General features: G+C 47.7%; 11 protein-coding genes. 5 read left to right on the top strand and 6 right to left on the bottom strand.

The genetic code is table 11. From position 1 onward, the window contains the following. Positions 1 to 1,455 (bottom strand): ammonium transporter, encoded by a 1,455-nt coding sequence (locus tag H6G00_RS16220; protein ID WP_190797544.1) that lies wholly within the window; start codon positions 1,453 to 1,455, stop codon positions 1 to 3. A gap of 340 nt (positions 1,456 to 1,795) precedes the next feature. Here H6G00_RS16220 and H6G00_RS16215 point away from each other — a divergent pair, with 340 nt between their 5' ends. After that, a complete protein-coding gene (locus tag H6G00_RS16215; protein WP_190643582.1) occupies positions 1,796 to 2,377 on the top strand; it encodes a TIGR04376 family protein in 582 nt (193 codons plus the stop codon). Here the strand turns inward: H6G00_RS16215 and H6G00_RS16210 are convergent. Next, positions 2,355 to 2,813 (bottom strand): hypothetical protein, encoded by a 459-nt coding sequence (locus H6G00_RS16210; protein WP_190797543.1) that lies wholly within the window; start codon positions 2,811 to 2,813, stop codon positions 2,355 to 2,357. The two genes, H6G00_RS16215 and H6G00_RS16210, sit on opposite strands and share 23 nt — an antisense overlap. A gap of 262 nt (positions 2,814 to 3,075) precedes the next feature. Next, positions 3,076 to 3,318: a hypothetical protein gene (locus H6G00_RS16205; protein ID WP_190797542.1), complete on the bottom strand. Its 243-nt coding sequence runs from the start codon at positions 3,316 to 3,318 to the stop codon at positions 3,076 to 3,078. A gap of 929 nt (positions 3,319 to 4,247) precedes the next feature. Between H6G00_RS16205 and H6G00_RS16200 the strand changes: the two genes are divergently transcribed. Beyond that, on the top strand, positions 4,248 to 6,767 hold the full coding sequence (locus tag H6G00_RS16200; protein WP_190797541.1) for a GTPase: 2,520 nt from the start codon (positions 4,248 to 4,250) through the stop codon (positions 6,765 to 6,767). Positions 6,768 to 6,776: 9 nt separating this feature from the next. Then, positions 6,777 to 8,534, top strand: a complete 1,758-nt coding sequence (locus H6G00_RS16195; protein ID WP_190797540.1) for a LeoA/HP0731 family dynamin-like GTPase — start codon at positions 6,777 to 6,779, stop codon at positions 8,532 to 8,534. 187 nt (positions 8,535 to 8,721) lie between these two features. On the opposite strand, the gene H6G00_RS16190 is transcribed toward H6G00_RS16195, so the two are convergent. Further along, positions 8,722 to 9,018: a nucleotidyltransferase domain-containing protein gene (locus H6G00_RS16190; protein WP_190797539.1), complete on the bottom strand. Its 297-nt coding sequence runs from the start codon at positions 9,016 to 9,018 to the stop codon at positions 8,722 to 8,724. Positions 9,019 to 9,173: 155 nt separating this feature from the next. Between H6G00_RS16190 and H6G00_RS16185 the strand changes: the two genes are divergently transcribed. Next, positions 9,174 to 9,605: a hypothetical protein gene (locus tag H6G00_RS16185; RefSeq protein WP_190797538.1), complete on the top strand. Its 432-nt coding sequence runs from the start codon at positions 9,174 to 9,176 to the stop codon at positions 9,603 to 9,605. Between the two features lie 69 nt (positions 9,606 to 9,674). Here H6G00_RS16185 and H6G00_RS16180 read toward each other — a convergent pair whose 3' ends face one another. Continuing rightward, a complete protein-coding gene (locus tag H6G00_RS16180; protein WP_190797537.1) occupies positions 9,675 to 12,842 on the bottom strand; it encodes an AAA family ATPase in 3,168 nt (1,055 codons plus the stop codon). Positions 12,843 to 12,958: 116 nt separating this feature from the next. Here H6G00_RS16180 and H6G00_RS16175 point away from each other — a divergent pair, with 116 nt between their 5' ends. Beyond that, positions 12,959 to 13,774: a PhnD/SsuA/transferrin family substrate-binding protein gene (locus H6G00_RS16175; RefSeq protein WP_199318529.1), complete on the top strand. Its 816-nt coding sequence runs from the start codon at positions 12,959 to 12,961 to the stop codon at positions 13,772 to 13,774. An 8-nt stretch (positions 13,775 to 13,782) separates the two neighbouring features. Here the strand turns inward: H6G00_RS16175 and H6G00_RS16170 are convergent, their stop codons facing one another. Beyond that, entirely contained in the window at positions 13,783 to 14,250 is a 468-nt protein-coding gene (locus H6G00_RS16170) for a hypothetical protein (RefSeq protein ID WP_190797535.1), read from the bottom strand. Positions 14,251 to 14,302 lie beyond the last annotated feature (52 nt).

Below are 14,302 nucleotides of genomic sequence, written 5' to 3'. Positions count from 1 at the left end.
TTACTCAGGCGCTAGCTCTGTAGAACCGGAAACTGGTCGTCCTGCGGCAGTTGGAGCAGGTATTTGCTGCGTCACATAAGACATCATGGCGTACTCTGGATAGCCCTCAGCGCCTAGATCCGACAGATCTAACCCCTCGATTTCTTCTTGCCGGGAGACCCGCAGTAGATTTAGCTTCTTTAGAATCCAACTTGTGCCGTATCCTGGGATGAAACCTAGCAGAACTGTGCAGATAAACGCACCCAGAATTTGTCCACCCAAGTTGATTGCTGGAACTGACTCTCCTTGGGGGAAGCCTGCCGCTGCAATGCCGACAACCACAGAGCCAAATAGTCCACACCAACCGTGTACACCAACGGCCCCTACTGCGTCATCAATGCCAATCTTCTCAACGAAAATAGCCACTTTCGGCATGATGAAGGCACCGATGAAAGCAATGATAATAACCAGAGCTGGATGGTAGAGATCCATCCCGCCACCTGCCGAAATGATGCCAGCTAAGCCGCCTGAAATGGTGAAAAACGGATCTGCTTTAGAGGAGATGTAGGCAGCTATAATTCCTGCTGCTAGTGCCAAAGTGGTATTCACACCAATTGATGCCAGTGTCATTGGTGTGCCATAAATGGTTGTCTCCGCAGAGTAGCCGGGTAAGAAAATTAAGCAAGCTGCGAGGAATGCATAGAAACCTACAAAGATGAGTAACAGCCCCACCATTGTTAGCGGTAAGTTGTGCGGCAGAATGGGTCGAGGATTTCCTTGAGCATCATATTTTCCAATTCTTGGTCCGAGGTTGATCAACACGCCTAGCGTGAAGAAACCTGCGATTCCATGTACCACGGCAGCGCAGCCAAAGTCGTGATAGCCAAAGGAGTTAAACAACCAGCCAAAGTAATTCCAACCCCAAGCGGCTCCTACAACCCAGGTGAAGCCTCCTAAGACAATTGACATGATGACGTATGCGCCAATCTTGACCCGCTCAATTAGGGCACCCGACAGGATAGAAGCAGTAGTCATGGCAAATAACGCAAAAGCAAACCAGAATACTCCTGTGAGATGGTCGGCTGTGTTGGGCCCAAGGGCTGGCGACCAGGGGTAGGAAGCTTCCACGTAGACCATTGCTGCGGCAATGGTTTCACTAGCTTCTGGATTTGTCCACGGACCTAAGACTCCGCCACTGACTGGAAATAGGGGAAAGGCATTGTAAACCCACCAGCCGAAGAAGAAAAACGCTAAACCTACGCTTGATAGCGTGATCAAGTTTTTGACCATCGTTGCCAAAACGTTTTTGGTTCTGGAGGCTCCCCCTTCATAGGCAAGGAAACCTGCATGGATAATCAGCATGAATACAGAAGCCCAGTAGTAGTAGGATTCTGCAACAAACGTTTCTAGAAATTGAGTTGATTTTGGCAAATCCTCAATGGCAACTTGTGCCAGAAGCAATGCATCAGAAAACATCAGCGGTTTCGCTCCTTCAAGAAATATTGGCTGGTCTGGGATTGCCTCATTTGGATATGTCTTCGCGGATGGAGAACCGGTACTCCAACACCAAAACATTTCCGAAGTGAGCGAAATTGCAACTCCAGATAGAGGATTTAAAAGTTACGGTGAGTAAGTTTGAGGATTAGTTTGCCGCCATTGTTATAACAAGTTTGTAGCTGCTACTACCGAACCCAGAGAAAAAATTGCACTCTCGGATGCAGGAATGGATGTTTATTCTGCTCCATTGGAATTATGTTTCAGTAGGGGGAGCTTGCTAGGATGAAGAGGCAGTTTTGCTAGCAAGGGATTCCTGATAATGAGCGTATTTGAGGATTTCAGTCGGTTTTTAGAAACTCGGCTGGAGGAGTTTCTACGCAACAATCCGCATTTGGAACTGCAAGCGTTAGAAGAGAAATTGCGGGAGCAGGAAGAAGAAACGGTGCGGCTGCTGGCAGATTTGCGATCGCGCGAAAAACGTTTACAAGACCAAATTCTAGAAACGGCTCAGGAAGTGCAGCGCTGGCATATTCGGATTGAAAAGGCGAAAAATGCCGGAAGAACTGACTTAGTAAAACCTGCGGAAGAAAGGGAAGCGGCTCTACTCAGTCAAGGAAACCAGCTTTGGGGACAAATGGAAGTGCTCAAAGATCGCAGTAAGCAAACAATCGAGCTACAGCGGCAAATTCAGCTGCGGCGCAAGGAAGTGCAGACGAAGGTAGCAGAAGCACAGGCAACCCGCGCCACCCAGCAAGCTGAGCAGCGCTGGCAGACCGCTGGATGGAATCAAGATTACAGCTTCAGCAGTACTTCTACGGCGTACGATCCTCTGGAAAAAAGTTTTCAACAGTGGGAAACCGAAGAGGAATTGCAGCAGCTTAAGCGGAATATGGGGATGTAGTGGTGATGATGTCGTCGTAGCGGGTGGCGATCGCCGCCACTGACAGCAGACAGCTTTCTAACTCCAGCAAATCCATGTTTTCACCACCCAAAATGCTGTGGACAAATAGAATTTGTCCTGCTTCGTCAAGCTGGAATGCACCGAACCGCATTTTGCGATTTTCAGATAGCAAAAACTGAATCAAATCAGCATCTACGGTGCTGCCAACGGTGATGTGGCTAGAGGCTCTGACGATCGCCACCTCCGAGTCTTCCCAGGGATGAATCTCCCAGGGCAGCACCTCTACCTCAATCAGCGTCGTCTCTTTGTAGAGCAGATTAAACTTAGGTTCGTCTTCCAGGACATGCATTGAGTCCTTGAACATGCTGGACTTGAGGTAGTCTAAGGTGCGATTGTAGGTCAACTCTTGGGCGTGATTGACAAACGAGATTGCCATAAGGGTATGAGGTGCAGAGATTATATTCTTAGTTTACAAATGTTTACTTTGGTTTAACATCGCCTAGGTGGACAGAGTTTCTCACCCTACTAGACAATTTTTGTCCAACAGTTTTGAACTAGGACTGGCGATCGCCAAATAAATCACTGAAGCTCAAGGGAGGTTAATCAGTTTCACTAGTGCAGTGAGTTAAGGTTCTACCTTTTTGATGAACCTGCCGCTATAAGCTGTTGTTTTAGTGAGGCGATCGCCCTTCCTTTTTTTACCTTTCTGGTCTGCGATCGCGAGTTAAGATACTCATCACTTCACCAGAACTGGGAGCGGGCAACAGAGGACTCCACGCTCCCGCTTCGGCAAAGCCGCGTCCATGTAAATCGTGAATGGTTGCGATTACACCATCGCGAGAGCCAATGATGAGAACCCGTAGGCGTTCGCGTTCAGAAAATTGAGCAGGGGATGTATTCTCAACGGTTGGTGAGTTGAGATCTAGAAAACATTCAAGCATCAGTTGTGACTCCGTTTAGGGTTTGCAAGGAAACCCCAAAAACCTAGCCACCCCACACTTTTAATACTGCTAATTCTCATTAGCAACGCTTTTTTGACATCACAAGTCGGGGTGGCTAGGGGAGTGTTAAAATTCTCCGTTAGCCGCCAGACTGCTGGTATCAGTTTGGGGGTCAGTCGCTCATCGCTGCGCTAACAGCTTTGAGCGGCGCTAGATTTTTGGGCGTAGTGGGGTTGTTTGCGTATAAAAAGACAACCTTAGCGTGACAGCATATCTGAGCAGACGGTATCTCGTCAAGGTGGAAAGTTACAGAGTTTTTGAGGAGAGGAGAGTGGCGATTGCCTTTCGCGCAGGTATTTTTGCTCGAAATTGTAAACAAAAACAGGTTTAAGAGTTTAAAACCTGTTTTTTAAATTGCAAAACAAGGTTTACGGGTTTGAAATCAGGTTTTTGAGTTTGAAAACAAGGTTTACAAGTTTAAAACCTGATTTTTAAACTGCAAAACAAGGTTTACGAGTTTGAAAGCAAGTTTTTGAGTTTGAAACCTGATTTACGAACTCAAAATTAGATTTACGGGTTTTAAAGCTTGCTCTCTTATCCCTTATCATTCGCTATTCTGTCTTCAATTACGACAGAAAATAGAAAACGGTTCATATACGATTGGGTTCACGGGTGTCTGTATCGTACTGATTGCACATTACACGAGTTCTCTCCACTTCTATTTCTGTGTAAAGCTCTAGCTTGTCCTACGGGTTCTACTGACGTTAGAGCCTGTAGGAATATTTGGGGCGATCGCTAGCAATATTTAAGTAAATAAACAGTTAGAAGATGAATAATCGATGAAGATCTCGACGGTATGTTGCCTCAAAATCCGGGAATTCTTGGAGGAGACCGCTGAGTAAATTAAGTATTTTTGCAGGAACTTATAGATGGTAGCTACTGCACTTCCTCATCAACACGTAGCGTTAGATTATGCTTTCCTCCTGCTCACACATGTCATCTGTGCTGATCAGCAAATCCACAGTCACGAATCACGCGCCCTCAGAAGTTTGGCAGATCAGGCAAAGGTTAATCAGGCGACGCTCCAAGAGATGGAGAAAATCTTGGAGCAAGATGACACTCAAATTTCTTTTGAGGCAGTAGTTCAAAAGATTCCGGTCGGTCAGCAGAGCGAAGCCTTCCGTCAGGTGTTAGCGATCGCCTACATTGACGGCTACTTTTCACCGCTTGAACGAGAGGTGGTTAATCAACTTGCTCAACTTTGGGGCATCTCGCAGCGTGAAATTGAGAAAATGCTGGAGGAAGCGCAAGGCTTTAAAAATTGGCAAACGCATACCGACAACGAGGATGACCAGCTATCAGTTGGAGCGCGGCTACTGAAGGGAGCTGAGTCGATCTTGTCACGATCGCTGATCACTAAATTGGCTGAGCTTGCTCCAGAAAATATTGGACAACGCATTGAGCAGCTTCAGCGAGAAGTTCTACTGTCTGGGCCAGAGTATGACGATGCAATTCAGCAATGTTCCAAAATTGCTCGTGAGGACTTCAAGTATTCTGATCAGGCATTGAGGCAAACGCACACTGTGCTGAAAGAGCTAGGAAATGGCGTTCAGCAAGTCATTGACGGCATTAAACAGAAGACGAGTGGATCAGGAGAATATCAAACTGCAAAAGGAGTCGCTGAACAGCTTGAACAAACTCGTCAGCATCTCTCAATTGAAATTTTGCGCGATTTAGAAGCAGTTCGTGAAGCTTTTCGGGCGAAGCAGCGAGCGCTCAATCATTTCAGTATCGCTTTCATGGGCAGGACGAAAGCTGGAAAAAGTACGCTCCATGCTGTGATCACGGGTGAAGGATGGGAGGCGATTGGCGTTGGTAAACAGCGGACGACTCGCTATAACCGAGTGTATGAGTGGAAAAACATTCGAATTATTGACACTCCGGGAATCGGCGCACCAGGCGGCAAAACGGACGAAGAGATTGCCCGCAGCGTGATTGAAGAGGCAGATGTAATCTGTTATGTCGTCACTGATGACAGCATTCAAGAATCTGAGTTTGCGTTTCTCGAAGTTCTTAAGGAGAAGACCAAACCTCTGATTGTTCTACTAAACATCCATTACAATCTGCGCGACTCTCGCCGATTGGAACACTTCTTAAAAGACCCAGACCGATGGTTTGCCTTAGAAGGGAAAAGCGGCATTGGTGGACACCTGAATCGAATTCATCGATATGCAAAGCAACATTATGCCAACGATTATCTAGACGTGATTCCGGCAATGCTGCTAGCAGCACAACTTTCGCGGGAGCCAGAGCATGAAAAACAATCCAAGAAGCTGTTTCAGGCAAGTCGAATCCAAAACTTTCTCAACTCGATTCGAGCATCGCTGATCGATTATGGAGCAATTCGGCGATCGCAAACTTTACTGGGTTCAACGGTTGGCTCTATTGACGCTCCCTACCAATGGATTGCTCAGCAAGCGATCGCTTACAACGATCTAGCAAAGCAACTTCAAGGAAAGCAACAAGATCTCAAGCGGCAAATTCGCGCTGCCAAGCGAGATAGCTTGGAGCAGTTGCAGCAGAACATCAAGGAGATATTCCAGTCCGCTTTTAACCAAGTAAGACCTTTCGCAGAAAGCCATTGGGAATCTAATGAAAACCAGATGAACAGCGGCTGGAAGGAAAGGCTAAAGTCACTAAAATTTGAAGCACGATTAAAAATTGCTCCTGAACAGGCAAGTCAACATTTTCAGCGCAGCGTTCAGGAAGCCATTGAAGAAATTGGGAATGAGCTAAAACTCATTAGCCAACTGCAAAGCAATAGCTTTACCTTTACAGAGCAAGACTCTAATTTCTTCGACAAAGATTTTGTTCGGATTAGCGGTATGGTGCTGGTTGCCGCAGGTGCAATCCTAGCCTTCGTTTTTCCGCCACTGGGCTTGCTTGGAATTGCAGGTGGAATTGCAAGTTGGCTCTCAGGACAATTCAAATCACGAGATCAGAAACGTCATGAGGCAGTTGAGAATATCTCAGCAGCTTTGAACAAACAACTTGAAACACAGCGAGAGCAGGTGCTTAAGCAGGTAAAGGAGAATTTTGATCCATATTGCCGATCGGTTGTTACTGCCGCTGATGCTTATTTCGAGGAATTGATTCAAGGAGTTGAGGCGATCGCCAATCAGCTCCAATTTGCTCAAGCGAAATTGTTAGATTCTTCCAACTATCTCAACCGAGCCTACGCTAAGCGAATTCTGGATTGGGCAACTGATCAGTACGAGCCACTAACAGATATTTCGATTAGCAAGAGAATTCGTAAAGTGAATCGTGTCTTTGGACGCAGTTTTCAAATTCAGACTACTACTGCTCTACCGCTCGCTAAGTCTCAGGAAGAGATTTGCAGGATTCTTCAAGAGCGTGTATCCATCCAACCGACAAGCACAAAACTCTAGGGAATATTTATGTCTCACAGCAACCAGACGTTTAAAGCGGCTGATATTGGTCAGCGGTTCAAAGCGGCTTGCATCCAGTTTGACAATCTGCTGGCATCCACAAACTCTCCGGAGCTAACCAAGATTCGGCACAAGTTACGTGATGGAATGAAGGAATACAAGCAGCAGGGCGCGTTGACGGTTGCTTTTATCGGGCAATACAGTGCAGGTAAATCGACAGTCATCTCGGCACTCACAGGGCGACGCGACATTCACATTGACACGGATATCGCAACCGATAAAACAGCTCCTTACGATTGGAACGGCATTAGGGTCATTGATACACCGGGGCTTTTCACCGATCGCCACGATCACGATGACATCACTTATGAAGCGATCGCCAAAGCCGATTTGCTGGTGTTTTGCCTGACCTATATGCTGTTTGATACACTCACCGTCGAAAACTTTAAGAAGCTTGCCTATGACAAAGGCTATCGCTGGAAAATGATGCTGGTCATCAATAAGATGTCAGCAGCAGCAGGCGACGAAGATCAGAAAGTTGCCAGCTATCGTCATAGTCTTGCACAGGCTTTGAAACCCTATGCCCTGAATGAATTTCCCACTAGTTTCATTGATGCTAAGGATTATTGTGATGGAGTCGATGAGAACGATGATTTCTTGGTAGAAGTTAGCCGTTTTCACAGCTTTATTACTGAACTCAATCACTTTGTTGAACGTCGAGCATCCCTTGCCAGTTTTGATACCCCTGTGCGAATTGTCTTAGGCTGCATTGATGACGCTCAAATTGGTTTTGCCCGAAACTCCAATGAGGATACCGCGTTTCTAGAAGTTCTCTCTCGGATTTCTCGGCGTATCAATCAGGAACGAGAACGACTTCGCACCCGGATCAAGAGCATTACCTTGGATATGTTAGCGGCGATCGCCAATGAAGGAAGCCATCTTGCCTCAGCAGTTGGTGAAGCAACGTTTGAGGACTTGAACAAACAATCAGAAATTAACATTCGCAATCATTACGAGAAAACAGGAAAAGCCTTTGAGAATGAGATTGAGAGAGCAATCCAATCCATTCAGCACGAGGTTGAAGCAGAACTGCAAAGCAACTTAACTCAAGCTTTTGTTGCTCAACTCAACTTCAATGGCGACGTATCAGCTAAAAATGCCACTATCAAATTGAAACAGCAGCAGGTGCAAGGACAAGTTGAATGGCTGCAAAAGATTGGACAAGGGGTAGGCGCAAAAATAGTAAAAACAGCAACCAGAGAAACCCTAAAAACAGCACAAACAGGGCAAACGTTTTTACGGTCGGCGGATGTTGCAAGAAGTAGTCTACATCAGGGCGTTCTTAAGGTTGGGGAGTTAATTGGCTTTAAGTTCAAGCCCTGGCAAGCAGTAGGAATTGCCAAAAATATTGGTAATGCTGCCATGTTTTTAGGCCCAGCTCTAGCCGTTGTCTCCGTAGGAATGGATTTACACGCGATGCATCGAGAGCGGGAGCAGGAGCGGCAGATGGCAGATATTCGTCGTGATATTGTTAGTCAGTTCAAGGCGATCGCTGTTGACCTTGAGCAGCAAATAGAAGCGCAATTGCGTGAGTTTGAATCTCAAGTTTACGGACAGATTGAGAAGAACATTGCTGAAGCTCGACAAAACACTGAAACAGCAATGGCTGCTTCTCATTCAGAATTGGGGCAACTTGCAGCTATTCGGAGAGAATTGGAAGCAATAATTCTAGAAGTTCAAAGAGCAGCGACACCAGCAATACTCTAAATCATCATTGCATTTCGCATGAGACATCTTATACCAAATCTGTCTGTAGAGTAGCGGTATCGGTAGGGGCGAAGCGTTCGGTTACAATCCTTGCCACTGAAGCACAATTCTTTTGCTGAATGCTTCGCCCGTGCACCAAACTCCTCTATGCAACGGATTCCGTATTACAAGCGTTCTGCCTCACGCCTCACAGCGATACAGCCTCACGCAAAATGCGATCGCAATTACGTTCTTTCAACATATCTACGGTCGCAATATCAACTTTGCGATTAAGGAGTTGTTCTAAATCAAGCAACAGCCCACCTGGAAACCAGGGAGTAATCTTCTCCAGGTCATAGTCAAGCAGGAAATCAATATCGCTATTTTCTGTTGCTTCTCCCCGTGCAACTGAGCCAAATACCCGCACGTTGTAAGCTCCATGTTTCTCGGCGATCGCGAGAATTTGCGGTGCGAAGCAGTTCCCCTTTGGGTAATCGCTGCTCATCCAGTAGTTCTTTAACGCCTAAGCCCATTTTCTCAGTATTACGGAAACTAATTGAGTCAAATTTACATCTATAAGAGTTATCGATGTTGTAGTTCACCTCTGGTTTAAGTGGTGCTTCAAGGTAATTTGGTTTTATAGATGACTAGGAGCTAGGCATGATAAATCGGATGATAGTTGGGTTAGTAGGTGCAGTCGCTTCTCTAACGATTTTGGGGCAAACGGCGATCGCCCAAACAGAATTGCGGAGTGGTGTTGTGCAGCTTGTGCAGCTCAGAGAATTTGCTCAACAAGGCACAAACACTTTGTCATACGGTACCCTGGCTGACCTTCAGGTTGACCCAAACTTTACGGGTGACTTTCAGTCTATGGTGAATACTGCTGCCGCTATTCTCGACGGCTACACGATTGTGAATCGTGGCGGATATTTCCCTGAGAATGCTGGAATTCCCCGCAACCAGCAGTTAACTCCCTCAGAGGCAGTTTATCGAGTTTATTCGCTAGACAATGGCTACGAACTTGTTCTATTTCGTACCCCAAGTGAGAATACGTCTGAGTACTTTATTCGCACGACTAGCAGTAGGTTTTAGGGAAAGGCTAAGCGCTTCTCTCAAGGTTGATTTTTCGTGCCCGAAGCGCACGAAAAATCAACCTTCTCACTAAGCCAACAGGCTTACCTGTGACCCCTGTTGCGTTTTGCAAACCTCAATGCGGGTTTGGAATGCCTCTTTAAAGTGGGGCATGTGGGTAACGGTGAGAATGCAGGCAAAGTCAGGGGCGATCGCTTGGATAGAACTAATGAGGCGATCGCATCCTGCCTCATCCTGAGTGCCAAATCCCTCGTCGATGATGAGCATTTGCAGGGCAGTGCCAGAGCGTTGAGCCAACAGTCGCGCCAGCGCTAGCCGAATTGCAAAATTGACGCGAAAGGCTTCCCCGCCAGAATAGGTTTCGTAGGGGCGAGTGCCCTGCACGTCACCAATCAGAATATCTAGCGTATCGATCAGCTTCGATGGGTTGCGGCTGGTACTTTTACGTCGTCCTGCCCGCTGCGTGACAAACTGGACGTGAAGCTGATTGGCGCTGAGTCTTCCTAAGATGCGGTTGGCTTCGGCTTCAAGCTGAGGCAGCACGTTTTCGATCATGAGTGCCTGAATGCCGTTTTTGCCAAAGGCTTGAGCAAGTTCCTGGTAAACGCGATATTGCCGCTGAAGGGTTTTGCACTGCTGTTGCTGTTCCTGCTGCTGCTGTTTCAGTAGGGTGAGCTGCTGCTGTTGCTGTTCTAAGCGTCCCAGGTGCGCCAGGTGTGAATCTAACTGGGCTCGTCGATGCTGCATTTGAGCTTCGAGAGACTGCATTGCGGCGGTGCAATCAGGAATTTGGGTGAGGTGTGAGTTCAGGGTGTTGGTTTGAGTGGCGATCGCTTCTAACGCCTGCATTCTGCTCTGCAATGTCGCTATCAGTTCACCAATACGCTGTTGCACCTGGGGATAGTGCTGTTGTGCCTGCCCCCATTCCTGATAGCGCAGTTGCCAGGTTTGCGCCTGTCGCAGAGCCTTTCGCAGGGCGGTGTGTTGTTCTAAATCGTAAGCAATTTCTGCAATGTGGCGATCGAGACGATTAATTTGCTGCTGAAGGGGCGATTTGGGAATTGCTTGAATTTCACCCTCCAGCGCGGCAATTTTGGCTTCGAGTTCTGGTTTTCGTTGAGCAAGCTGTAGCTGTCGTCGTTGTGCCTGCTTGATTTCTGCCTGTTTGATTTCTGCCCAACGCCAGCGATCGACCTGCCCCCGTGCCAGAGCATGATCTTTGTCGTCATAGTGAAGCTGCTGCACGCTCTGGTCGAGCAGCCGCAGTTCTTCTTGCAATTCAGTAGCGTAATCGTCGGTGTGGAGCGATCGCTCGATCTTTTGCTTTTCTTCCATCACCTGCTGTAGCCGAATTTGGCTATCGGCACTAATGCTGAGCTGTTCCTGCAACTGCCCTCGCCGCTCTAGCGCCGTCCCATAGCCTGCTAACTCCTGATCTAAATCGCGATATTCCTGCCGCAATACCTGAATTTCCCGCTCGGAAACTGCCAACTGCTCCCGCACCACCCAAAGCTGGTCGCGCACTTCCTTTTGCTCTGCCAGATGTCGCTCCAGAACGAGTTGAAGGTGGTGTTCATCCAGAGGGCGATCGCAAAGGGGGCAGGGGGGGAAGGGAGATTGGGGATTGGGTGGGGATTGGGAGAGGAGAAGGGAAGGAGCGGTGGGAGTCGTATGACCATTTCTCCGGTCTAATTCTTCCAGGAAGCTGAGTTCTTCTATCTCTGCTACTCCCTCACCTCTTAACTGTCCTACTCCTTCTCGCCTCAGCATTTGAATCTTGTGATCCAGTTCTGCTAGCTGTAGTTCGCAGTCGCGCTGGCGTTCCTGGAGGCGTTCCAGGAAGCTGCGTCGCTCCAGTCCTTTTTCGCGCACGCGCTGCTGGTAGGTGCGCCGTCTTTCTAGATGCTCGATTCTTTCGGCAACGGCGATAACAGACTGCTGAAGTTGGGGCTGTCGCTGCTGTTGGGTTTCGAGTTGGCGTGAGAGAGAGTGCAGTTCTTCCAGTCGGGCACTTAGGCGGGTTTGGATGCGGTCAAGCTGGCTCTGAACCTGCTGCCGCCGCTGTAACAAGGGGGCAACTTTGACCTGAAGCTGGTCGAGTTCGCTTAACCTTAACCGTGCCTGGTTTAGCTGCTCTACAGCGGCTTTGACATCATCGGCTTTGCTCAAGGTGTGCTGAATTTCCTGCTCCTGCTGTTGCAGGGCTTCCAATTTTGCCTGCACCTGACGCAACTGATCTTTAAGTACATTTAAAGCCTCGGCTTGCTGCTGCTGAAGCTTCTGCCGCTGGGATTGGGCTGCCTGGTGCGCTTGAAATTTGGCGGTTTGTCGCTCTTCTTCTGCCTGAAGTGCCTGAAATTGAGTGTATCCGGCGGCGATCGCCTCTCCTTCTGTTAGCACCAGTTCAAGCTGCTGTTGCTGCTGCTGTAAGGTCGTCAAATCCTTCTGCAATCGCTGGCAGTCTTGGGTTAGATGGCGCTGCTGCTGCTGCTGCAAGGTGAGTTGCTGTTGCCAGGTTTGGCGCTGCTGCTGCTGGTTTGTGTAATGCTGCAAACTGTTTGCATCGACTTCCTGCTGCTGCTGCATTTGAGACAAGGTCGCTTCGAGGTTGGCTTGCTCGACCGCCAGCCATTCTCCAGTTTGAAGCTGCGTTTCAATTCTCTCCAGGCTTTGTTCTAATAGCCCTAACTCGGCTTTGATTTGGCGCGATCGCTCCTTTGCCTGCTCTGCCAGGTCATCATACTGGTCTAGCTTGAGCAAGTCTGCCAAAATTTGCTTGCGCTCTCCTGGACGTTTTAACATAAATTCATCGGCTCGCCCCTGCCGCAAATAGGCAGAATTGACGAAGGTTTCGTAGTCCAGCTTCACATGCTGCAAAATCAACTGCTGCGTTGCCCGAACCCCCTTGCAGGTCAGCGCTCGAAAGCCTTCTGGAGTCTGCACCTGAAACTCTAGGGCTGTCGTTTGCCCCCGATAGCGCGTGCGAATGATGCGATAGATCTGCTGCTGACAGTGAAACACAAAATCCACCTGCGCCTCTTGAGTGCCCAAGTGAATCATGTCATCCTCAGCAATGGCGCGGCTTTGCCCCCAAATTGCCCAAGCGATCGCCTCCAGCAGCGAAGACTTTCCGGCTCCATTCGCGCCACAGATACAGGCAACATGCAGACCCCGAAAATCCAGGGTCGCCTCCCGATAGCTCAAAAAGTTTCTCAGCGTCAGTTGTTGCGGAATCATGCCGGTCAAGTGCGTTGCTTGATCTTAAATTAACAGTACGCTCGCACTTTAGTACCTCTGAACTTCAGTACATTCGCACTTTTTCCCATCGTTTTCTGCAAATCATGTCAAACTCGATGCCCCATTCACTGCAAATTGCTTCCTATCTGGCTCCCAATTTGATGAGTCTTTATGCAGCGGTAGGGCAATATCTGGAACGGGCATTGAAGGTGAAGACACAGATTTGGCAAAGTGAGTTTGACCCCCTCGAAGACCCAAAATTACTGCACGACCAGATCGATTTAGCTTTCGTTTGTGGCTTGCCGTTTGCCAGACACACTCAAGTGATGCCTGATCAATTTGTGGCGATCGCTGCTCCAGTGATGCAAGCAGAGCGTTATCAAAATCGTCCTGTTTATTTCTCTGATGTGATTGTGAGTGCTACTAGTGAACTCACTTTGCTTGATCAATTGGCGGGAAAAATCTTCTGCTATAACGATCCTGGCTCTAATAGTGGTTATAACTTGTTGCGCGATCGCCTGATGCAATCGGGATATCCTTCTCACTTTTTCGGCAAAGTAATTCAGTCCGGTTCTCATCAACACTCGATTGCCTGGGTTGCCGAAGGGAAAGTGGATTGTGCCGCGATCGATAGCACCGTGTTGGAGCAAGAATTTCGGAATTCACCGGAGCGATCGCTCCAACTACGCATTATCGAGTCGATTGGCCCATGCCCAATGCCACCCCTTGTTGCCGCCCAACGACTTGGTAACACTTTTCTTGACCAACTCCAATCTGTTCTATTAAATCCTGATGCGGAGTTACAATCTCACATGCAACAGGTTGGAATTCGTCGTTTTGCAGCAGTGAAGAGTGAGGATTATGAGGCGATCGCTCAAATGTACAACGCTGCCCTTCAAGCAGGCTATGAAATACATGGTAAAGGATATTAGAGCTTGGCTTACCTATCGCCGCTAGTGTGCTTAGTTGAGTTGAAAGCCACTATAATGCTGCACACTAATCCAAAACCCCATAGGATCTCTCCAATTACAAGTGGAAAGAATAACCAAAGCAAACTAACCAAAGCAGATCTAAAGGCTGCCAAGGCAGAAAGTGCAAGAAAGCTTCCTATTGAAAGTGAAGCAATTTTCAATAAAAGATTTCTTCCTTTTACCATGTTCCACATCAAGAGCATTCCTAACATAGCTATCACAGTGAGTACAAAATCTAGCACAATTGTGATAGGAGTAGGATGCAAAAGAAATAATCCAGCGCCAGGTACGTCATCAAACCCGCTCTGAATGTCAGCTATCCACTTCTGAAATAGAGGATGTTTGTACCTTAAATATTTTCCCAAGATAATCAAAAGAAAACCAATCCAAAGCATTAAGGTAGATGCTTTACGAGTTAAAAATTTATCAGTCCCCATCATCATTCATTACTGGGTTAAGTCCAGTTTGACTTTAAATTCTTGCAGGACT

This window comes from Leptolyngbya sp. FACHB-541 (assembly GCF_014695875.1).
In the GTDB taxonomy this organism is placed as follows: Bacteria; Cyanobacteriota; Cyanobacteriia; order Elainellales; family Elainellaceae; genus JAAUTN01.
Note: the sequence above shows the minus strand (reverse complement) of the source record. Positions and strands in the feature narration are given on the sequence as shown.

What these genes read in the sequence shown, in the direction of transcription:
- H6G00_RS16220 (WP_190797544.1), bottom strand. Translation starts at nt 1,455, where the DNA reads ATGTTTTCTGATGCATTGCTTCTGGCACAAGTTGCCATTGAGGATTTG.
- H6G00_RS16215 (WP_190643582.1), top strand. Translation starts at nt 1,796, where the DNA reads ATGAGCGTATTTGAGGATTTCAGTCGGTTTTTAGAAACTCGGCTGGAG.
- H6G00_RS16210 (WP_190797543.1), bottom strand. Translation starts at nt 2,813, where the DNA reads ATGGCAATCTCGTTTGTCAATCACGCCCAAGAGTTGACCTACAATCGC.
- H6G00_RS16205 (WP_190797542.1), bottom strand. Translation starts at nt 3,318, where the DNA reads ATGCTTGAATGTTTTCTAGATCTCAACTCACCAACCGTTGAGAATACA.
- H6G00_RS16200 (WP_190797541.1), top strand. Translation starts at nt 4,248, where the DNA reads ATGGTAGCTACTGCACTTCCTCATCAACACGTAGCGTTAGATTATGCT.
- H6G00_RS16195 (WP_190797540.1), top strand. Translation starts at nt 6,777, where the DNA reads ATGTCTCACAGCAACCAGACGTTTAAAGCGGCTGATATTGGTCAGCGG.
- H6G00_RS16190 (WP_190797539.1), bottom strand. Translation starts at nt 9,018, where the DNA reads ATGAGCAGCGATTACCCAAAGGGGAACTGCTTCGCACCGCAAATTCTC.
- H6G00_RS16185 (WP_190797538.1), top strand. Translation starts at nt 9,174, where the DNA reads ATGATAAATCGGATGATAGTTGGGTTAGTAGGTGCAGTCGCTTCTCTA.
- H6G00_RS16180 (WP_190797537.1), bottom strand. Translation starts at nt 12,842, where the DNA reads ATGATTCCGCAACAACTGACGCTGAGAAACTTTTTGAGCTATCGGGAG.
- H6G00_RS16175 (WP_199318529.1), top strand. Translation starts at nt 12,959, where the DNA reads ATGCCCCATTCACTGCAAATTGCTTCCTATCTGGCTCCCAATTTGATG.
- H6G00_RS16170 (WP_190797535.1), bottom strand. Translation starts at nt 14,250, where the DNA reads ATGGGGACTGATAAATTTTTAACTCGTAAAGCATCTACCTTAATGCTT.